Genomic DNA, 19046 nt, shown 5'->3' on the forward strand with positions numbered 1-19046 from the left:
CAACGGGGGGAGGGGAAATACTTATTACGAGAACCATCAATGAGTGAAATGATTTACGGCATCCACGCGGTGCAGGCCCTTCTCGAGCGCGCACCGGAGCGTTTTCAGGAAGTGTTTATTCTGAAAGGGCGTGAAGATAAGCGTCTGATGCCGCTGATCCATGCCCTGGAAGCGCAGGGTGTGGTGATCCAGCTGGCGAACCGCCAGTTCCTGGATGAAAAAAGTGAAGGCGCGGTTCACCAGGGGATCATTGCCCGCGTGAAGCCGGGCCGTCAGTATCAGGAAAACGATCTGCCGGATCTGATCGCTGAGCTGGAGAATCCGTTCTTCTTGATCCTCGATGGCGTAACCGATCCGCACAACCTCGGCGCGTGTCTGCGCAGCGCGGATGCAGCGGGCGTGCATGCGGTGATTGTGCCGAAAGATCGCTCCGCGCAGCTGAACGCGACGGCGAAGAAGGTGGCCTGCGGCGCGGCGGAAAACGTTCCGCTGATCCGCGTGACCAACCTGGCGCGCACCATGCGTCTGCTGCAGGAAGAGAACATCTGGATCGTCGGTACCGCCGGTGAAGCGGATCATACCCTGTATCAGAGCAAAATGACCGGCCGTCTGGCGCTGGTGATGGGTGCGGAAGGTGAAGGCATGCGTCGTTTGACCCGCGAGCACTGCGACGAGCTGATCAGCATCCCGATGGCGGGCAGCGTGTCGTCTCTGAACGTTTCCGTTGCGACGGGCATCTGCCTGTTTGAAGCGGTGCGTCAGCGGGGAGAATAAACAGCAAGGCCGTCCACAGGATGGCCTTTAGTGTTTTCTCCCTCTCCCCGTGGGAGAGGGCCGGGGTGAGGGCATCAGACGGTGACAACCTCACTCCTCTAACGACCGCAAATGGTCATCCTTCCTCAGGGTCATCAGCGCGAAAATACTTACGACGGCCGTCGCCATCACGTAATACGCCGGAATATCCAGGTTGCCCGTCTGCTTAATCAGCCCGGTAATGATTAACCCTGCGCATCCCGAGAAAATCGCGTTCGATAACGAGTAGGCCAGCCCCAGGCCCGTATAGCGCACGCGCGTCGGGAACATCTCAGAGAGCATTGCCGGGCCCGGCCCCGCCAGCATGCCCACCAGACCGCCCGCAATTAATACCACTATCGCTTTCACCGCCAGCGTGCTGGACTCCGCCTGCAGAAGTTTCAGCAGCGGCAGGGCGAGGATCAGCAGCAGCGCGGTGGCGATAATCATCAACGTGCGACGCCCGATCCGGTCGCTCACGATCCCCGACGGAATAATGGTTAGCGCAAACCCAACGTTCGAAATCACCGCGATCAGCAGCGCCTGGTTAAACCCGGTGTGTAGCGCCGACTGGAGATAGGTCGGCATAATCACAAGGTAAGTGTAACCCGCCGCAGACCAGACCATTACGCGGCCAATCCCCATCACGATGGCCCGGAGCGTGGCGGCAGTATCCGCCTTAGCGACAACCGGTTTGTCCTGCTGCTGCACAAAGCTGGGCGTCTCCTCCATGCTGACACGAAGCCACAGCGCAACAACACCCATGGGCAGCGCAAGGAAGAAAGGAATGCGCCAGCCCCAGTCGTGCAGGGCTTCAGGCGTGAGTAGGGCGGAGAGCAGCGCCACGATGCCTGCGCCCGCTAACAGCCCCAGCGCCACGGTAAAGGACTGCCACGCGCCATAGAGCCCACGCTTGCCGCGCGGGGCGAACTCCGTCATCAGCGAGACCGCACCGCCGTACTCGCCGCCCGCGAACAGTCCCTGCAGGATGCGAAGCAGCGTAACGATCAGCGGTGCGGCAATCCCGATGCTGGCATAGACCGGCACAATGCCGATGGCGGCGGTGGCCAGCGTCATGAGCACCAGAACAATAATGAGCGTCGGCTTACGGCCAATTCGGTCGCCGATGCGTCCAAACACCACCGCGCCCAGCGGACGGAAGAAGAAGGCGATGGCGAATGAGGCGTAGGTGAGGATCAGGCTGGTAAGTCCCGCTTCCCCTTCAAGCTGGAAGAAGTTCTTCGCAATGACGGTCGCCAGAAAACCGTAGACCGCAAACTCATACCACTCGATAAAGTTACCAATGGAGCCGGCAATTAATGCTCGCTTGTGCGCATCCGGTTGCATAACTTTCCTCACTGAAAGGGGGAGAGAATAAATTATTCAACAAAAGCGAAGTCATGAAATAGTTTATTCTTATGTTCTGTGAGCTATTTCACGAATGATATCAGCGGGATCGTGAACGTGTGACTCCCCTCCCATGCATCGTGTGCGCGCTCTGTCCATACTTATCGTCATTGCCACTGAAGGAGGGAGACAGTATGCACTGGCAGACCCATACCGTTTTCAATCAACCCGCACCGCTTTCCAACAGCAACCTTTTCCTTTCGGACTGCGCGCTGCGTGACGCAGTTTCGCGCGAGGGGGCCGAGTGGGATGTTGAGCTGCTCGCCAGCATCGGGCAGCAGTTAGGTACTGCAGAGTCGCTGGAGCTGGGCAGGCTGGCGAACGTGAATCCGCCGGAGTTGCTTCGCTATGACGCCACCGGAGAGCGACTGGATGACGTCCGCTTTCACCCGGCATGGCACCTGCTGATGCAGGGGTTGTGTGCCAATCGGGTACATAACCTGGCATGGGAAGAGGAGGCGCGTAAAGGGTCGTTTGTCGCGCGGGCCGCACGCTTTGTGCTTCATGCTCAGGTGGAAGCGGGCACGCTTTGTCCGGTCACCATGACGTTTGCCGCGACACCGCTCCTGCAGCAGGCGCTCCCCAGACTCTTTCACGACTGGCTGACGCCGCTGCTCAGCGATCGCTACGATCCGCATCTTGCGCCTGGCGCACAAAAGCGCGGCCTGCTGATTGGTATGGGGATGACGGAAAAGCAGGGCGGCTCGGACGTGCTGAGCAACACCACCAAAGCGGAAAAATGCGGTGATGGCAGCTACCGGCTGGTGGGACACAAATGGTTTTTCTCCGTCCCGCAAAGCGATGCGCATCTCGTGCTGGCGCAGGCGAAGGGCGGGTTGTCCTGCTTTTTTGTGCCGCGCTTTTTGCCTGATGGACAGCGCAACGCCGTCCGGCTGGAGCGCCTTAAGGACAAGCTCGGGAATCGCTCCAACGCCAGCAGCGAGGTGGAGTTTCTTGATGCCTCCGGCTGGCTGCTGGGGGAAGAGGGCGAAGGGGTACGGCAGATCCTCAAAATGGGCGGTCTGACGCGCTTTGACTGCGCGCTGGGCAGCCACGGACTGATGCGTCGGGCGCTGTCCGTGGCGCTGTACCATGCGCATCAGCGCCAGACCTTCGGCAAAAATCTTATCGATCAGCCGCTCATGCGCGAAGTGCTAAGCCGGATGGCGCTGGTGCTGGAGGGGCAAACGGCGCTGCTGTTTCGCCTGGCGCGGGCGTGGGATAAACGCACGGATCCGCAGGAGGCGGCATGGGCGCGGCTGTTTACCCCGGCCGCGAAGTTTAGCGTGTGCAAAGCGGGCATCCCGTTTGTCGCTGAAGCGATGGAGGTGCTGGGCGGAGTCGGGTACTGCGAGGAGAGCGAACTTCCCCGCCTGTATCGCGAGATGCCGGTGAACAGCATCTGGGAAGGGTCCGGCAACATCATGTGCCTGGACGTGCTGCGCGTGCTGGCGAAGCAGCCGGGGATTCACGATCTGCTTGCCGATGAGTTTGCACAGGTAAAAGGGCAGGACAGACACTTCGACCGCAGCTGGCGACAGCTTCAGCAAAAACTGCGTAAACCGCAGGAGGCGCAGGGGCGGGAGATCGCGCAGCAGCTTTTCCTGCTGGGTGCCGGGAGCGAAATGCTGCGGCACGCGTCGCCTCCGGTGGCGCAGGCGTGGTGCCGCATGATGCTCGATACCCGTGGCGGCACGCTGATGAGCGAGCAGGTGCAAAGCGACCTGCTGCTGCGTGCGACGGGCAGAGTCGGTTAGCCTTTTAGCTGGAACAGGCTCACCAGCTGGGCCAGATGTGATCCCTTCTCGCGCAGCGTTTGAGCCGTTTGTTCGCTGCGTGAGATACGATCGGCATTGATATGCGACGCTTCGCCAATGTGGGTCATGGCGAGATTAACCTGGCCAATCCCTGCGGACTGCTCGCGTGAGGCATGGTTAATCTCGGTGACCAGCTGGCTGATGTTATCGATATGAATGATGATGTCATCCATCGCCAGGCGGGTCTTTTCAGACAGCGCATGGCCCTCACTCACTTTTCTGAGCGTATCGCCAATCAGCTGTTCAATCTCCTTCACCGCGTTAGCGCTGCGTCCCGCCAGGGCGCGAACTTCCTGCGCGACTACCGCAAACCCTTTTCCGTGCTCACCGGCGCGGGCCGCTTCCACTGCCGCATTCAGCGCCAGAATATTGGTCTGGAAAGCGATGGATTCGATCACGCGCGTGATGTCTTCTATGCGTTTTGACGCTTCGCGAATATCGTCCATGGTCGATACCGCGTGGGTGACCGTCTCACCGCCCTGATGGACCGCGAGCGAGGTTTCACCGACCAGCTGCTGCGTTTGCTCCATGTTGGCGGCATTTTGCTGCACGGTGGCGGCCAGCTGCTCCATGCTGGCGGAGGTCTCTTCCACGCTGCTCGCCTGCTTGTTGATCTGCTCTGAAATCTCGCCGGTGTCGGCGGCCAGCGCGTTGGTGCCCAAATGGATCTCGCCAGCGGCCTCGCGGACCTGCAGGACAATTTTTTGCAGGCCGCCGCCGATTCCGTTAATGGCGTCGATCAGCTGGCCGACTTCGTCCTGGCGCGTCACGGGCAGGCTGGAACGGAGATCCCCTGCGGCATATTGCCGGGCAAGATGGATCACATTGCGCAGCGGGCGGGTCAGCACGCGGCGAATAAGAATCACGAACAGGCCAGCAAACAGGATGGATAAGACCACGCCGGCAAGCAAGAAGCGATCGCGCATGGCGGTAACGCTTGAGAGCAGCACCGATTTATCCACTTCGCCGACGATAGTCCAGTTCCAGCCTGGCAGCGGGGTATAGGCCATTTTCAGCGTGCGGCCGTCGTCGCTTACGCGTTCCAGCGTGCCGGGCTTGTCACTCAAAAGCTGTTGCTGCGTCGCGCCGTCCCACTTCGGCAGCTGTCCCTCTTCACCGGCATGGAACAGGTATTGCCCGCGCGTTTTGCCGTTGCTGCGATCCAGCACGAAGAAGTGACCGCTCTCGCCCAGGCGGCGGGTGAGGATTTTTTCGCGCATGACGTTCCAGGAATGCGTAATGTCCACGCCAACGAAGACGATCGCAATGACCTGGCCATCGGCGTTTTTAACCGGCTGATACTGGGTGATATAGCGTTTGCCAAACAGCAGCGCCAGGCCACGGTAGACTTCCCCTCTGTTGACGGCGGCAAAGGCCGGGCTGGCGGTATCCAGCACGGTGCCCATCGCCCGCTCGCCGTTCTCTTTGCGCAGGGAGGTGGCGACGCGAACAAAGTCGTTACCGCTGCGTACAAACAGCGTGGAGATTGCTCCCGTACGGCTCAGAAAGTCATCGGAAAAAGAGGTATTTTCATGGAGTTCAGCGTCTCCCCCTTTCAGTAGGGGAACGGTGAGCCCGTTAATGGTCCGGGGCTGCTGAGTATCGACGCTAAAAGGCTGGGGCAGAAATGTCGTAAACAGTTTGGTGTAACTTTCGACTTCTTCGCTCAGGCTGGTATTAAACATCTGCACCATGTCGACCATGCCTGTGGACTGATTATGCAGGTCTTCGACGGCGAGGGCTTCAAGCTGCTGGCTGGCTTTTTGACTGAGCAGAAAAGTGAAAAGCAGAAACAGCGTGGCGACACTGATGCCCGTAAGCAGCGACAGCTTTGCCCCCAAGCCTGCACGGCGAAAAACGTTGATCATAAATTGCTCATCATTGAAAAGGTATGGTTCTTCAACGGCAGAGCGGGGATTACGTTTACTGAATTAATGTAACAAAATGTTATTTTATTGTTATTGATTGGTTTTTCATAAGATAAAAAATTTGCAAAAACGAAAAGCCACTAAAAATAAGTGGCTTTTATCAGGAGGGATATTACACGTAAAGAATGGCCTGTACTCGCCAGTGGTCGATGTGGTGATCTTCCTGCATCTGGATGATGCGATACCATGAAGCACCCTGCTCATCGGCCTTTAATGCCACAACGCGTTCAACGTCCTGCGGGCTCCCCGAGATATTATTCACGGAGATCTGGCCAATTTCATTCAGGCCAGTCACACAGTCAGCACTGGCGAATTCTGCTGACTGCGCGGTGGTGCTCACCAGGCCTGCTGAGAGCAACAGAGAGGTCAAAGCAAGAGTTCGTTTCATCGTCAGCTCCATTTCACATATCTCCGGTATCCGCCGGGCAATCCTTCGCGAATAAACTCCCTTCCATTGACGCGGGCATGGAGTTTATTGTGGACAGGAAAATGTCTATGGACGCAAAGCAGTGTAAATCTCGTTCAAAGGAAAACCATTATTTACGGTACAAAATGGCCTGTGAATACCACTGTCCCGTTATGATGGTTTCGTCGATCATAATGATGACGTAATAATCTGCTTTGGCGGCGACGGCCTGTGCTTTTATTGCCGCTTCTGCGTCATCGGGGGAGCCGCGTACCAGCGCGGAAATCGTGCCCATTCGTTGTAATCCTTCCGTCTGATTACGACGAATCTCCTGTGGATGATCGGCGACCGGTGGAGCGGGTTGCGGCGTTCCCTGCAGCGCGCTACAGCCACTAAGCAGAAACACCAGCACTAAAGCAGCAAACCTGCGCATAACCATATCTCGTTTCCTGATAGCCATAGTGTAGTTGTCTGTGAATTTAGTTTTGGGGGAATGTTCCCGAAGTGTTATCTGGGACGTAAATTTCGAATGAAAATGACGTGAAAGCGTAACCCAGTTCTCAACATTATGAATCATACATTCGCACAGGGTCGACAATGATTGAAATTGAAATACGCCACCTCGGCGACCATGAAATTTTACACGCGATGCCTGCGGGTAAACGTGATAAACCGCTGCCTGTTGTGGTTTTTTATCACGGGTTCACCTCATCGAAGCTGGTTTACAGTTATTTTGCCGTTGCGCTGGCGCAGGCGGGTTTTCGCGTGGTGATGCCGGATGCGCCTGACCACGGCGCCCGCTTTAAGGGCAATGAACAGGCGCGGCTTGGGCAGTTCTGGCACATTCTGCACGGGAGTCTGACCGAGTTTGCCGGGGTGCGCGATGCGCTTTATGAGTCCGGCCTGGTTGCAGACAATCGTCTGGCTGTCGCCGGCGCGTCGATGGGCGGTATGACGGCGCTGGGGATTATGACGCATCATCCGGAAGTGAAGTCGGTCGCCTGCCTGATGGGCTCGGGTTATTTTGCGTCGCTGGCGAAGACGCTCTTTCCCCCTCAGGAATTAGCGGAAATCACCGCGACGCTCGAAGAGTGGGATGTGACCCAGTCATTGCCGCGCGTGGCCGATCGCCCACTGCTGCTATGGCACGGTGATGCGGATGATGTGGTCCCGCCCGAGGGAACCTTCCGTCTGCAGCAGGCATTAATGAATGAAGGACTGGACGGTAATCTGACCTGCCTGTGGGAACCTGGCGTCCGCCACCGCATCACGCCAGCGGCGCTGGACGCCACGGTGGCATTTTTCCGCCAGCACCTTTAAATGCGCAGCACCTTTACTCTCTGATCTTCCAGCTTCTGGAGGAACTCACGGGGTCTTTTACCGATGGTATTCCGGAGCCTTTCTCAAAAAAAAGCCCCCGGGCAGGGGGCAACGTCAACTATGGCTATGTTCTCGTTGTTGGCTTTCCAGGTGCTAGCGTTAAAGCGTTATCGGTAAATATCTGCACTGGCGTGCATGTTGCCGTTGCTGCCGGGCTCACGGGTTAACATCACGTGGTAATAGGTTGCGCCCTGCGCATCGGTTTCTTCGTTTAGGGCCTGATCTGCTTCACTTTCCGTGGCGAAATTATGATTGATGTAAATTACGCCCAAGCTTTGCACATCATCCATGTTTCTGGCCTGTCGGCTGTCTATCTTGATGGCTGCCATCGCGTTTGCACTGAGCAAAAGCGCCGCCATTATGGCTAATGCGATTTTTTTCATGATATGCGCTCCACGACTACGTGCTGCGAGAGGGGGGATGCTCCTTCTTTAATTCAGGCGATCTCTGATTAAAGTGTAATCACTCATCCAGCGGGGATGCGTGACCATTTCTGATGCAGTTGTTCAAAAAAACAACGCTTCCGGGTGTGACCAATTTTAAATCACCTACTTAGACCCGCTTCGCGCTTTGTGCGAATTATTTGTGCAATCAGCTTGAGTTTCCAGGGGCGCGCAAGTATTATGACGCGTCAATTTTTCAGCCGACCTTTAACACGTTCCTTGCCTCCCCGGGCCTCGGCTGACCCAGACAGGAGGCTGAATAATCCGTAAGGAGCAATTCGATGCGTCATTACGAAATCGTTTTTATGGTCCATCCTGACCAGAGCGAACAGGTTCCGGGTATGATCGAGCGTTACTCTGCTGCCATCACTGGTGCAGAAGGTACGATCCACCGTCTGGAAGACTGGGGCCGCCGTCAGCTGGCTTACCCGATCAACAAACTGCACAAAGCACACTACGTTCTGATGAACGTTGAAGCGCCGCAGGAAGTGATCGATGAGCTGGAAACTACCTTCCGCTTCAACGATGCCGTTATCCGCAGCATGGTTATGCGTACCAAAAACGCAGTTACCGAAGCATCTCCGATGGTTAAAGCGAAAGACGAGCGCCGTGAGCGTCGCGATGATTTCGCAAACGAAACCGCAGATGATTCTGATGCTGGGGATTCTGAAGAGTAATTTCTGATGACCAACCGTCTGGCGTTGTCCGGCATCGTATGCAGGGCTCCCCTTCGAAAGGTCAGTCCATCAGGAATTCCGCATTGCCAGTTCGTGCTTGAGCATCGTTCTGTGCAAGAGGAAGCCGGGTTTCACCGGCAGGCGTGGTGCCAAATGCCCGTTATTATTAGCGGACACGAAAACCAGGCCATTACTCACAGTTTAACGGTCGGTAGCGCAGTAATCGTTCAGGGGTTCATCTCTTGCCACAAGGCAAAGAACGGCCTGAGCAAAATGGTTCTGCATGCCGAGCAGATTGATTTGATAGATTCTGGAGACTAGCCATATGGCACGTTATTTCCGTCGTCGCAAGTTCTGCCGTTTCACCGCGGAAGGCGTTCAAGAGATCGACTATAAAGATATCGCAACGCTGAAAAACTACATCACCGAAAGCGGTAAGATTGTCCCAAGCCGTATCACCGGTACTCGTGCAAAATACCAGCGTCAGCTGGCTCGCGCTATCAAACGCGCTCGCTACCTGTCCCTGCTGCCGTACACTGATCGTCATCAGTAATCGGGCACGGTCCATTAATACGACTTTAAGAGGATAAGGTAATGCAAGTTATTCTGCTTGATAAAGTAGCAAACCTGGGCAGCCTGGGTGATCAGGTTAACGTTAAAGCGGGTTACGCACGTAACTTCCTGGTTCCACAGGGTAAAGCTGTTCCAGCTACCAAGAAAAACGTAGAGTTTTTCGAAGCACGTCGCGCTGAACTGGAAGCCAAACTGGCTGACGTTCTGGCGGCTGCTAACGCTCGCGCTGAAGCAATCAACGCACTGGGCACCGTTACCATCGCGTCTAAATCAGGCGACGAAGGTAAACTGTTCGGTTCCATCGGTACCCGCGATATCGCTGATGCAGTAACTGCTGCAGGCGTTAAAGTGGCTAAGAGCGAAGTTCGTCTGCCGAACGGCGTTCTGCGTACCACTGGTGAGCACGAAGTTGACTTCCAGGTTCACAGCGAAGTGTTCGCTAAACTGGTTGTTAACGTTGTAGCTGAGTAATTTTTACTCTGCTCACGTTGAAACGCCGGCCTTGTGCCGGCGTTTTGCTTTTTACAGCTCCGGGCCCTTAACGCGCCCTGATAAAACTGCCGTCTGGCTGGCGGGTAAACAGCACCTGTTGTCCGTTTCCTGTATCAATCGTTAATCCTGTCACCACACCGCTGGCATTCTGACGAACCTGCACCATCTGTCCATTCTGCAGGTTACTGAGCGGCTTACCTGCACCTTCTACCTTCGCCATGGCATATACGTCGGTTGGCGGCAGGTTATGGTCGCGGAACAGCTGTGCCAGGGTTTTGCCCGGCTCCACGCGATAGGAACGCCACTGTTGCTCAATGCCGGTAGGCTGTTGCGTCTGAGGCTGAGACGGGGCGGCGGCTTGATCCTGCGGCTGTTCATCCTGAATGGGCTCTGGCTCAACCGGTGCAACCTGACCCGGATCGTTAGACGGGGTGACAAGCTGCGTTTGCATCGGCTGTGCGTCAGGCTGCGGTCGCGTCTGCGACTGAATGTCCAGTTGGGCATTCCGGGTAACGGGTACGGTATCGACATCATCGCTCCCGGAAGGAAGCAGGAAGCCCACGATCACCATCAGCGCGCCAATGATGATCCCTCTGCGATGCAGAGGAGGCAGCGGGTCCATGATGCGAAAATTGTCCGGCGCCTGCCAGATTTTCGCCAGGGTAGGTTTCAGTTCAAATCGCCCGGGCATGGCACTCCTCCTGCTCCGCGTCTTTTTTATCCTGTGTTCCGAAGTATAGTTTGCTAACTGCCTGAACGGCGTAGCAAACCCGACATCCGTGACATCAGTTCGGGATTAATCCTGGTTATCTCTATTGTTTCTGTTTCGTCGCGGTTTGTCACCTTAACTTCAGACAAAGTTTTACCCATAAGGGCATGGCTGATATGCTGCCCGCTACTTTAAATGTGATGGAAGGAAAACCCATGACCACCCCGACTTTTGACACTATCGAAGCGCAGGCAAGTTACGGTATCGGCTTGCAGGTAGGACAGCAGCTGAGCGAATCCGGCCTGGAAGGTCTGTTACCAGAAGCGCTGGTGGCGGGTATCGCTGACGCACTGGAAGGCAAACAGCCTGCCGTTCCGGTTGACGTTGTGCACCGTGCGCTGCGTGAAATCCACGAACGTGCTGACGCCGTGCGTCGTGCGCGCTTCGAAGAGATGGCCGCCGAAGGTGTGAAATATCTGGAAGAGAACCGTGAGCGTGAAGGCGTGAACAGCACCGAGTCTGGTCTGCAGTTCCGCGTGATCAATCAGGGTGACGGCGCAATCCCGGCGCGTACCGACCACGTTCGCGTACACTACACCGGTAAGCTGATCGACGGTACCGTGTTCGACAGCTCCGTGGCGCGCGGCGAACCGGCTGAGTTCCCGGTGAACGGCGTTATCGCAGGCTGGATTGAAGCGCTGACCCTGATGCCAGTCGGTTCCAAATGGGAACTGACTATTCCGCATAACCTGGCCTACGGCGAGCGCGGCGCTGGCGCGTCCATCCCTCCATTCAGCACCCTGGTCTTTGAAGTCGAGCTGCTGGAAATTCTGTAATCGACTTTTCTTATTTCCTCTCTCCGGTTGGGGAGAGGAAAATAGTGTTAAAACCTATAGTTATGGTGCAATCAACATTTTATCTTGCAAACGAAACTGTTGCGTGTATTTTTGTGAGCTGTTTCGCGCTGCATGAGTGATATGACACTCACTTTCAACATATTATTAACATAATATCTAAATCATAGTATTCATCCCGCCGATTCTTACCTAATATCGATTAGCCCTTACAAGGGAACGTCATCTTTTGACGTATTTAAAGGCCAGAAGAGCCTTAACAACACAGACAGGCATAAACAGGAAAATATCACATGGTAGATCAGGTTAAAGTCGTCGCCGACGAAGGGGCGTCGTCTGAACAGTCGCTACGACGCAATCTCACAAACCGTCATATTCAGCTCATTGCCATCGGGGGTGCCATCGGTACCGGGCTGTTTATGGGGTCAGGCAAAACTATTAGTCTCGCCGGGCCGTCAATCATATTCGTTTATATGATTATCGGTTTTATGCTGTTCTTCGTGATGCGTGCAATGGGTGAACTGCTGCTCTCGAACCTCGAATACAAATCCTTTAGCGACTTCGCTTCTGACCTGCTCGGGCCGTGGGCGGGCTATTTCACCGGCTGGACCTACTGGTTCTGCTGGGTTGTCACCGGTATGGCGGACGTCGTGGCGATTACCGCCTACGCGCAGTTCTGGTTCCCGGGTCTGTCGGACTGGGTCGCCTCGCTGGCGGTTATTGTTCTGCTGCTGAGCCTGAACCTCGCCACCGTTAAAATGTTCGGTGAGATGGAGTTCTGGTTCGCGATGATCAAAATCGTGGCCATTGTCGGGCTCATCGTGGTGGGCCTGGTGATGGTGCTCACCCACTTCCAGTCACCAACGGGCGTTCAGGCGTCGTTTACCCATCTGTGGAATGACGGCGGCTGGTTCCCGAAAGGCATCAGCGGCTTCTTTGCCGGCTTCCAGATCGCGGTGTTCGCGTTTGTGGGAATTGAGCTGGTCGGAACGACCGCTGCGGAAACCAAAGATCCGGAGAAGTCCCTGCCGCGCGCCATCAACTCCATTCCGGTGCGTATCATCATGTTCTACGTCTTCGCGCTGATCATCATTATGTCCGTGACGCCATGGAGCTCGGTGGTGCCAAGCAAGAGCCCGTTCGTTGAGCTGTTCGTGCTGGTAGGCCTGCCTGCTGCCGCGAGCCTGATTAACTTCGTGGTGCTGACCTCTGCGGCATCTTCCGCGAACAGCGGCGTGTTCTCCACCAGCCGTATGCTGTTTGGCCTGGCGCAGGAAGGCGTGGCGCCGAGCGCGTTCGCCAAGCTCTCTAAGCGTGCCGTACCGGCAAAAGGGCTGACCTTCTCCTGCATGTGCCTGCTGGGCGGCGTGGTGATGCTCTACGTGAACCCAAGCGTGATTGGCGCGTTCACCATGATCACCACAGTCTCAGCGATCCTGTTTATGTTCGTCTGGACCATCATCCTCTGTTCATATCTGGTGTACCGCAAGCAGCGCCCACATCTGCATGAGAAATCGATCTACAAGATGCCGCTGGGCAAGCTGATGTGCTGGGTGTGCATGGCGTTCTTCGTCTTCGTGCTGGTTCTGCTGACGCTGGAAGATGATACCCGTCAGGCACTCATCGTCACGCCGCTGTGGTTTATCGCGCTGGGGCTGGGCTGGGTGTTTATCGGTAAGAAACGTATGGCAGGCGTACGGTAAAAGCAAAACGGCAACTTCGGTTGCCGTTTTTAGTTTTTGCACCCTCTCCCGTGGCAGAGGGGCGGGGTGGGGGCATCAGGCCGCAGCGGCCTTTTTTATTCCCCCGCTAATGCCCGCGGGAACAGAACGTTGTTCTCGAGACTGATGTGTTCCATCAGGTCGTCAATCATCTCGTTAATGCCGTTGTACATCGCTTTCCACGTTGTGCACGCTTCTGGCGGCGGCGTAACGTTGTGGGTGGTGTGTTTGATCACTTCCAGCAGTTCGCCCGCGTCATCATGCTCGCTTTCCATCACGTTGATGGGCCCCATCGCCTGGCTTCCCATACCCTGTTTAATCATCGGGAAGAGGATCTGCTCTTCCTTCATCATGTGGCTTGAAAGCTCTTCGTGCAGCAGGGTCAGGTACTTTGCCAGACCGCGCGGTACGGAAGGTTTGTCGGCATGGACGCGCTCGACTTTGGTCGCCTGAAGAATCAGTTCCGGCAGTTGCTCACGGTGACGGTCATGATAACGCACGATGATATGGTCGATGATTTCCGCGAGCGGAGCGGTTCGCCAGTCTTTGTCGACGGGCTGCTCGGCCAGCTGCGCCAGCTCTGCTTCAATAACCTCAACGTCCAGCTCTTTGCGTGAGGCCGCCCGCTCCAGTGTTTGCTTACCGCCGCAGCAGTAGTCCATATCGTATTTACGGAACAGCGCAGAAGCGCGAGGAATGGAGAGCGCCAGCTCGCCAAGGGGTTGGTCGCGAAAGGCCATAGCAGTTACCTCGTCATCAATAATATAAAGTGCATATTAAATGCATCTTTAGGCCAGCGCTATAACCCTTTAGAGGGAAGGGGTAAAGTGAGATGTGGATCACAAAAAAATCCCACTTTTAACTCTCTGAATGGGCTCAGGAAAGTGGTTTCGAAACTTTTTAAAGGTGGAGGAACAGTAAACAACCCGCCGCGCCTGCCGATATATCCACGTCAGACAAACCTGCATAAAACAAAGGCAACGCATGTTTAAACGTATAAAAGTCATTACCCTTCTGATTTCGGTGCTGCTTGTGCTCGGCATCATGCAAGTGATTTCCGCCGGTATCTTTATCAACGCCCTGAATAACGATAAAGACAACTTCACCGTGTCGCAGCTCTCCAGCAAGAACGTGGCGGAGTTTACCGATGCGTGGATCAGTCTGAACCAGGCTCGCGTCACCCTGAACCGCGGGATGCTGCGCCTGCAAAGCAGCATGGCCTCTCAAATTAACGGCGGTCAGCTGAATGAGCTGGTGACCACGGCGAAAAATCTGCTGACTGAAGCGCAGGTTCATTACGATAAATACTATGCCCTGCCGAACACGCCAGGCCTGGATGAGAACCTGACCAACCAACTCGAAGAGCAGTACCGCATTTACTCTGCAACGCTGACGCAAATGAACGTTCTGCTGAGCCAGGGCAATCTGGAAGATATGTTCAAGCAGAATGCCGAACAGAAACAAAACGCGATGCAGACGGTTTATCGTGAATGGCGCGAAGCGCAGGCAATGCTTACCGATAAAGGCATCCAGGACAATGAAAGCGACTACAAGCGCATCCTGTGGATCCTTTCTGCGGTTATGCTGCTGGTGATTGTGGTGATTATCTCCAGCTGGATCGCCATGCGCCGCGTGCTGCTGCTGCCTCTTGAAGAGGTGATTAACCATATTCGCGCTATTGCGGCAGGCGATCTCACCCAGCCGATTCAGGCAGACGGTAATAATGAAATGGCCATCCTGGCGCGCAACGTGCAGGAGATGCAAACTTCGCTGGCAAACACCGTGGGCGTGGTGCGTGAAGGCGCAGATACCATTTACACCGGTGCAGGCGAAATCTCCGCTGGCAGTAACGACCTCTCTTCCCGTACCGAGCAGCAGGCCGCGTCTCTGGAAGAGACGGCAGCCAGCATGGAACAGCTGACGGCGACCGTGAAGCAGAACGCCGATAACGCGCGTCAGGCTTCCCGTCTGGCACTGGACGCCTCCTCAACGGCGAAGAAGGGCGGTAACGTGGTTGAAGGCGTCGTGCGGACGATGGACGAAATCGCCACCAGCTCCAGCAAAATTGCTCAAATTACTAACGTGATCGACGGCATTGCCTTCCAGACGAATATCCTGGCGTTAAACGCGGCGGTGGAAGCCGCGCGTGCGGGCGAGCAGGGCCGTGGTTTTGCGGTTGTTGCAGGCGAAGTGCGTACTCTTGCCCAGCGTAGCGCCCAGGCGGCGAAAGAGATTAAAGCGCTGATCGACGATTCCGGTGAACGCGTGAACGCGGGCTCTCAGCTGGTTAACGAAGCCGGGGAGACGATGGCAGAGATCGTTAATGCGGTTACCCGCGTCACCGACATTATGGGCGAAATTGCTTCGGCCTCTGACGAGCAGAGCCGTGGTATTGACCAGGTGGGCCAGGCGGTAGCCGAGATGGACCGCGTGACCCAGCAGAACGCCTCGCTGGTGGAGGAGTCTGCGGCCGCGGCGGCGGCGCTGGAAGATCAGGCTGCACGCCTGAACGAAGCGGTGGCGGTGTTCAAAATTACCCGCAACCAGGCGGTAAAAGCGGCGCCGGTAAAAACCTATGTGCCAAAAGCGCAGCCTGTCGCGGCGGCGTCTGAAGGGAACTGGGAAACGTTTTAAGGGCTTGCCCGGTGGCGGCTACGCCTTACCGGGCCTACGGTTTTGTAGGCCCTGCAAGCGCAGCGCCGCCGGGCAATACTCACATCTCCGATGCCGGAACAACCCTCGGTTTTTCCGGCTTCGCTCTCACCGCCATCACTACCCCCACCACCAACAGCACGATCCCACAGGTCGTGAACAGCGGCGGTACGCTCTGGCGCATCAGAAAGGTATAAAGCAGTCCGGCCAGGGTTTCGAAGACAATCAGCGGCCCTAATATCACCGTCGGCAGCTTCTGGCTGGCAATATTCCAGCACAGCGCGCCCACCCATGAACACAGCACGGCGATCGCAACCATCAGCCCAATAAATACCCACGGTCTTGGCCCGAAGGGCTGGGCGAAGTCCGGCTGCTGATGGCCCAGCCAGAGGCATGCGCCGAGATATCCCACGACGGATACGGGCAACGTGACCAGCGCCTGCGCCGTGGCCCACATCATCGGATGTTTGTCCGGATTCTCCCGCAGCCAGCGCGCGTTGCGCAGGGCATACCATGCCCAGCACGCCACGGAAATGAACGCCAGCACAATGCCAGAACCGTAACGCCACAGGTCAACATCCGCCTGCCCATGACGCAGCTCGGCAATATTGACGCATACCAACCCCAGGGCGGTGCATATCAGCGCCGGCGCCATTTTAGACCACGCCAGTTTGCCATCGCGCTGGCTGTAGAGCAGGTTAGCAAAGACGGGGATGACGACCGGCAGCGTGCCGATAATCATGGTTGATACCGGCGCACCGGTACGCTGAATGGCGCTCGCCAGGCAAACGTAATAGAGAAGATTGCCCATCATGGTCAGCGCCAGCGCGGTGGCCCAGTCCTGACGGCTGAGCTGACGCAAGCGCGCGCGTCCCAGCCACGCCAGAGGCAGGGCAATCAGCCCCAGAGCCAGATAACGTCCGGTCGACTGCAATATTGCCGGATACTCGGGCACGATCAGCGGGCCGACGAAAATCAGCCCCCACATCATCCCGGCCAGCAGGGCATACAACACTCCACTAATCATTTTTCCATCCACAGGTATTTACGCTGTATGCAGTGTAGGAGGGGAAAATACGCGCGTATTGTATGAGATTGCGCATTAGCGCCGGATGACCTGCTTCTGGTAGCGCACGGGCGTAATGCCGTAGCGGCGGGTAAACGCGCGGGTGAGATGCGACTGATCGGTCAGCCCGGTTGCGGCGGCGACCTCTGCGGCGGGCATGCCGTGCGTGAGGAATGCTTTGGCGCGCCAGAGGCGAATGGCCATCAGCATCTGATGTGGCGTCACGTGAAAATGGGCTTTAAACTGGCGCTGAAAATGATACGGGCTGAGTGAAACGACGCTGGCCAACTCGTCCAGCGTCAGGGGGTGCATGTAGTTTTCGTGCAGGTACTCGCGTACGCGTTCGAAGCGGTGCGCGCCCTCCTGAATCACCGGCGCGTGATGGGCCAGAGGCTGGAAGGTCTCAATCAGATCCAGCAGTAATCCTTTTTGCGCAAGCGGATCGTCCGTGTGCCACAGGCCGTAAATCAGCCTGCCGATTTGCTGTGAGCGCAACGGGTCATGGCGGGTCACGTCGCTAAACCACCAGTGCCTGAGGCCGGTCACCTCTTCAAGCAGATCGGGTTCGATATAGACCATCCGGTAGCGCCAGCCGCCCTCGGTGGCGGATTCACCGGTGTGGATCTCGTCCGGGTTCATGGTGACGACGGATTTTTCCGCCGCGAGATGCTGGGTACCGCGATAGCGAAAGCGTTCGGCACCGGTTTCAATCGTGCCGATCCCGAAGGCTTCATGGGTGTGAGGCTCAAAGGCGTAGTCAGAAATGTGCGCGTGATACAGTTCCAGTCCCGGCAGCTGCGCCAGATGGCGAAAGCGCGCGCTGTCTCTTTCATCATTAAACTGTTCCGGTACGCCTTGCACGTTGAGCCTCCTCGTGGTCATCTTTTCATTATCAGAGATGACCGGAGTTTATGCACTAAACATCTTTGCCCGGACGGTCTTACGGTAATCCCCCGGTGAAACCGTGGTTTTATGCTTAAACTGGCGATTAAAGTGCGCAATATCCTGATATCCCACCGCATTCGCGATCTCCTGAATGCACAGATTGGTGGATTGCAGCATTGTCATGGCGGATTCCATTCTGGCGGTTAATAAATACTGCAGCGGGGACATGTCGGTGGCATTTTTAAAGCGACGGTTGAAGTTGCGCAAACTCATGCCAGCCATAGCGGCAAGATTCTGCATGGATATATCCGAGGCGCAGTTGGCTTTTATCCAGGTTTGAATTTGAACAATATCTTCATCCGGGTGGGGTTTGTTTTCTTCACTGTAACACTGGCGATCAAACTGACTACGAATTTCATGGAAAAATGTTCGTTGTGTATGCGTGGCTACACGTTTCCCGTATATCGTTTCGATAAAATGAATAGTCAGATCTGACAGGGCCTTAACGCTGGCGGCACAGTAAATATTATCGGCCTGCGTGAGAAAATGTTTGGTTTGTAATTTTACGCTGGGGTAGTCGCGCGAGAATTGTTTGAAGTAGTGCCAGTGGGTGGTGGCGGGCTTTCCGTTGAGCAATCCCGACTCCGCCAGAAAACAGCAGCCCGTTCCGACGGCGGCGATACGGGTTCCTCGCGCAGCCTGCTCGGTCAACCATTTCAGAAGTTCAGGCTGTTGTCTGACCACTGCTCGAGGGTTGCGCCACAGGGCAGGAAGATAGATAACGTCATAGTGCCTGTCTGCGGCAAGCGTGGTATCGGCGGTAATGCTAAACCCACTTTGCGTCAGGATAGGCTCGTTATTTATGCCAATAGTATGAACTTTCAGTATATTCTCCGGACGACAGAGCCTGAACGTAGATGTCTCCGTTTTGTGCTTTTCTGCGTGGGATGTTGTTTTTTGCTCGGCTAAATAGCTGCTGGCTGCGGCTTTCCACATTTCAATCGGCAGACTGAGACCGGAACTTAGCATGCGTTCACATAACACAAATCCAATTTGTGTATTTGTCATTTTCGATTAATACCTGTTTTGACTATTATTTTTGGTGACTCATAGTTGCCCTGGCCAAAAAAGTCAGCATTTTGGCTGGATTTTCATATTAGCTTTTGTCGGTAATTTGTAAACTAATATCTGAAATTATCGCACTTGCACAAAATAAGTCTACGACCACTACAGGATGAATTATG

At 55.8% G+C, this 19046-nt stretch carries 20 protein-coding genes; 10 read left to right on the forward strand and 10 right to left on the reverse strand.

Going from position 1 to position 19046, the window contains the following annotated elements:
- Nucleotides 1-39 precede the first annotated feature (39 nt).
- Nucleotides 40-774, forward strand: coding sequence for a 23S rRNA (guanosine(2251)-2'-O)-methyltransferase RlmB (gene rlmB / locus USH94_RS18450; RefSeq protein ID WP_028015258.1), 735 nt, complete (start codon nucleotides 40-42; stop codon nucleotides 772-774).
- A gap of 90 nt (nucleotides 775-864) precedes the next feature.
- On the opposite strand, the gene USH94_RS18455 is transcribed toward rlmB, so the two are convergent.
- Entirely contained in the window at nucleotides 865-2139 is a 1275-nt protein-coding gene (locus tag USH94_RS18455) for an MFS transporter (protein ID WP_111965389.1), read from the reverse strand.
- A 194-nt stretch (nucleotides 2140-2333) separates the two neighbouring features.
- On the opposite strand from USH94_RS18455, the gene USH94_RS18460 reads away from it, so the two are divergent.
- Complete coding sequence (locus tag USH94_RS18460) at nucleotides 2334-3956, forward strand: isovaleryl-CoA dehydrogenase (RefSeq protein ID WP_111965388.1); 1623 nt, start codon at nucleotides 2334-2336, stop codon at nucleotides 3954-3956.
- Here the strand turns inward: USH94_RS18460 and USH94_RS18465 are convergent.
- The 3 genes from USH94_RS18465 to bsmA form a co-directional block, all read right to left on the reverse strand.
- Nucleotides 3953-5884, reverse strand: coding sequence for a methyl-accepting chemotaxis protein (locus tag USH94_RS18465; RefSeq protein ID WP_111965387.1), 1932 nt, complete (start codon nucleotides 5882-5884; stop codon nucleotides 3953-3955). The genes USH94_RS18460 and USH94_RS18465 overlap by 4 nt on opposite strands.
- Nucleotides 5885-6056: 172 nt before the next feature.
- Nucleotides 6057-6344 carry a DUF1471 family protease activator YjfN gene (gene yjfN / locus USH94_RS18470; protein ID WP_111965386.1) on the reverse strand — a complete coding sequence of 96 codons (288 nt, stop codon included), beginning with the start codon at nucleotides 6342-6344 and terminating at the stop codon, nucleotides 6057-6059.
- Nucleotides 6345-6480: 136 nt separating this feature from the next.
- Nucleotides 6481-6810: a biofilm peroxide resistance protein BsmA gene (gene bsmA / locus USH94_RS18475; protein WP_111965385.1), complete on the reverse strand. Its 330-nt coding sequence runs from the start codon at nucleotides 6808-6810 to the stop codon at nucleotides 6481-6483.
- Between the two features lie 137 nt (nucleotides 6811-6947).
- Here bsmA and yjfP point away from each other — a divergent pair, with 137 nt between their 5' ends.
- Nucleotides 6948-7670 (forward strand): esterase, encoded by a 723-nt coding sequence (gene yjfP, locus USH94_RS18480; protein WP_111965384.1) that lies wholly within the window; start codon nucleotides 6948-6950, stop codon nucleotides 7668-7670.
- A gap of 167 nt (nucleotides 7671-7837) precedes the next feature.
- Here the strand turns inward: yjfP and yjfY are convergent, their stop codons facing one another.
- Complete coding sequence (gene yjfY, locus USH94_RS18485) at nucleotides 7838-8113, reverse strand: DUF1471 family protein YjfY (RefSeq protein WP_010427445.1); 276 nt, start codon at nucleotides 8111-8113, stop codon at nucleotides 7838-7840.
- 341 nt (nucleotides 8114-8454) lie between these two features.
- Between yjfY and rpsF the strand changes: the two genes are divergently transcribed.
- Genes rpsF through rplI form a run of 4 tightly spaced genes read left to right on the forward strand, consistent with a single transcriptional unit; the run spans nucleotide 8455 to nucleotide 9894 of the window.
- A complete protein-coding gene (gene rpsF / locus USH94_RS18490) occupies nucleotides 8455-8850 on the forward strand; it encodes a 30S ribosomal protein S6 (RefSeq protein WP_014068637.1) in 396 nt (131 codons plus the stop codon).
- A 6-nt stretch (nucleotides 8851-8856) separates the two neighbouring features.
- Nucleotides 8857-9171, forward strand: coding sequence for a primosomal replication protein N (priB, locus tag USH94_RS18495; RefSeq protein WP_008502895.1), 315 nt, complete (start codon nucleotides 8857-8859; stop codon nucleotides 9169-9171).
- A gap of 4 nt (nucleotides 9172-9175) precedes the next feature.
- Entirely contained in the window at nucleotides 9176-9403 is a 228-nt protein-coding gene (gene rpsR / locus USH94_RS18500; protein WP_000135199.1) for a 30S ribosomal protein S18, read from the forward strand.
- 41 nt (nucleotides 9404-9444) lie between these two features.
- Nucleotides 9445-9894 carry a 50S ribosomal protein L9 gene (gene rplI / locus USH94_RS18505; RefSeq protein ID WP_024907318.1) on the forward strand — a complete coding sequence of 150 codons (450 nt, stop codon included), beginning with the start codon at nucleotides 9445-9447 and terminating at the stop codon, nucleotides 9892-9894.
- Nucleotides 9895-9961: 67 nt separating this feature from the next.
- On the opposite strand, the gene USH94_RS18510 is transcribed toward rplI, so the two are convergent.
- Complete coding sequence (locus USH94_RS18510) at nucleotides 9962-10606, reverse strand: OapA family protein (protein WP_111965383.1); 645 nt, start codon at nucleotides 10604-10606, stop codon at nucleotides 9962-9964.
- Nucleotides 10607-10839: 233 nt separating this feature from the next.
- Between USH94_RS18510 and fklB the strand changes: the two genes are divergently transcribed.
- Nucleotides 10840-11460: an FKBP-type peptidyl-prolyl cis-trans isomerase gene (gene fklB, locus USH94_RS18515; protein ID WP_008502892.1), complete on the forward strand. Its 621-nt coding sequence runs from the start codon at nucleotides 10840-10842 to the stop codon at nucleotides 11458-11460.
- Between the two features lie 311 nt (nucleotides 11461-11771).
- Complete coding sequence (gene cycA, locus USH94_RS18520; RefSeq protein ID WP_111965382.1) at nucleotides 11772-13181, forward strand: D-serine/D-alanine/glycine transporter; 1410 nt, start codon at nucleotides 11772-11774, stop codon at nucleotides 13179-13181.
- Between the two features lie 95 nt (nucleotides 13182-13276).
- Here cycA and ytfE read toward each other — a convergent pair whose 3' ends face one another.
- Nucleotides 13277-13939, reverse strand: a complete 663-nt coding sequence (gene ytfE / locus USH94_RS18525; protein WP_111965381.1) for an iron-sulfur cluster repair protein YtfE — start codon at nucleotides 13937-13939, stop codon at nucleotides 13277-13279.
- Nucleotides 13940-14183: 244 nt separating this feature from the next.
- Here ytfE and USH94_RS18530 point away from each other — a divergent pair, with 244 nt between their 5' ends.
- A complete protein-coding gene (locus tag USH94_RS18530; RefSeq protein WP_111965380.1) occupies nucleotides 14184-15833 on the forward strand; it encodes a methyl-accepting chemotaxis protein in 1650 nt (549 codons plus the stop codon).
- 79 nt (nucleotides 15834-15912) lie between these two features.
- Here USH94_RS18530 and USH94_RS18535 read toward each other — a convergent pair whose 3' ends face one another.
- The 3 genes from USH94_RS18535 to USH94_RS18545 form a co-directional block, all read right to left on the reverse strand.
- On the reverse strand, nucleotides 15913-16878 hold the full coding sequence (locus USH94_RS18535) for a DMT family transporter (RefSeq protein ID WP_111965379.1): 966 nt from the start codon (nucleotides 16876-16878) through the stop codon (nucleotides 15913-15915).
- Between the two features lie 75 nt (nucleotides 16879-16953).
- Nucleotides 16954-17778 carry an AraC family transcriptional regulator gene (locus USH94_RS18540; RefSeq protein WP_111965378.1) on the reverse strand — a complete coding sequence of 275 codons (825 nt, stop codon included), beginning with the start codon at nucleotides 17776-17778 and terminating at the stop codon, nucleotides 16954-16956.
- A gap of 48 nt (nucleotides 17779-17826) precedes the next feature.
- Nucleotides 17827-18870 carry a GlxA family transcriptional regulator gene (locus USH94_RS18545; protein WP_258525057.1) on the reverse strand — a complete coding sequence of 348 codons (1044 nt, stop codon included), beginning with the start codon at nucleotides 18868-18870 and terminating at the stop codon, nucleotides 17827-17829.
- Between the last annotated feature and the right edge of the window lie 176 nt (nucleotides 18871-19046).

Source organism: Enterobacter sp. 148H3 (assembly GCF_034107425.1).
GTDB lineage: Bacteria > Pseudomonadota > Gammaproteobacteria > Enterobacterales > Enterobacteriaceae > Enterobacter > Enterobacter vonholyi.

Excerpts from the sequence above, each read along its gene's own strand:
- rlmB (WP_028015258.1), top strand. The coding sequence starts at position 40 with ATGAGTGAAATGATTTACGGCATCCACGCGGTGCAGGCCCTTCTCGAG.
- USH94_RS18455 (WP_111965389.1), bottom strand. The coding sequence starts at position 2,139 with ATGCAACCGGATGCGCACAAGCGAGCATTAATTGCCGGCTCCATTGGT.
- USH94_RS18460 (WP_111965388.1), top strand. The coding sequence starts at position 2,334 with ATGCACTGGCAGACCCATACCGTTTTCAATCAACCCGCACCGCTTTCC.
- USH94_RS18465 (WP_111965387.1), bottom strand. The coding sequence starts at position 5,884 with ATGATCAACGTTTTTCGCCGTGCAGGCTTGGGGGCAAAGCTGTCGCTG.
- yjfN (WP_111965386.1), bottom strand. The coding sequence starts at position 6,344 with ATGGAGCTGACGATGAAACGAACTCTTGCTTTGACCTCTCTGTTGCTC.
- bsmA (WP_111965385.1), bottom strand. The coding sequence starts at position 6,810 with ATGGCTATCAGGAAACGAGATATGGTTATGCGCAGGTTTGCTGCTTTA.
- yjfP (WP_111965384.1), top strand. The coding sequence starts at position 6,948 with ATGATTGAAATTGAAATACGCCACCTCGGCGACCATGAAATTTTACAC.
- yjfY (WP_010427445.1), bottom strand. The coding sequence starts at position 8,113 with ATGAAAAAAATCGCATTAGCCATAATGGCGGCGCTTTTGCTCAGTGCA.
- rpsF (WP_014068637.1), top strand. The coding sequence starts at position 8,455 with ATGCGTCATTACGAAATCGTTTTTATGGTCCATCCTGACCAGAGCGAA.
- priB (WP_008502895.1), top strand. The coding sequence starts at position 8,857 with ATGACCAACCGTCTGGCGTTGTCCGGCATCGTATGCAGGGCTCCCCTT.
- rpsR (WP_000135199.1), top strand. The coding sequence starts at position 9,176 with ATGGCACGTTATTTCCGTCGTCGCAAGTTCTGCCGTTTCACCGCGGAA.
- rplI (WP_024907318.1), top strand. The coding sequence starts at position 9,445 with ATGCAAGTTATTCTGCTTGATAAAGTAGCAAACCTGGGCAGCCTGGGT.
- USH94_RS18510 (WP_111965383.1), bottom strand. The coding sequence starts at position 10,606 with ATGCCCGGGCGATTTGAACTGAAACCTACCCTGGCGAAAATCTGGCAG.
- fklB (WP_008502892.1), top strand. The coding sequence starts at position 10,840 with ATGACCACCCCGACTTTTGACACTATCGAAGCGCAGGCAAGTTACGGT.
- cycA (WP_111965382.1), top strand. The coding sequence starts at position 11,772 with ATGGTAGATCAGGTTAAAGTCGTCGCCGACGAAGGGGCGTCGTCTGAA.
- ytfE (WP_111965381.1), bottom strand. The coding sequence starts at position 13,939 with ATGGCCTTTCGCGACCAACCCCTTGGCGAGCTGGCGCTCTCCATTCCT.
- USH94_RS18530 (WP_111965380.1), top strand. The coding sequence starts at position 14,184 with ATGTTTAAACGTATAAAAGTCATTACCCTTCTGATTTCGGTGCTGCTT.
- USH94_RS18535 (WP_111965379.1), bottom strand. The coding sequence starts at position 16,878 with ATGATTAGTGGAGTGTTGTATGCCCTGCTGGCCGGGATGATGTGGGGG.
- USH94_RS18545 (WP_258525057.1), bottom strand. The coding sequence starts at position 18,870 with ATGACAAATACACAAATTGGATTTGTGTTATGTGAACGCATGCTAAGT.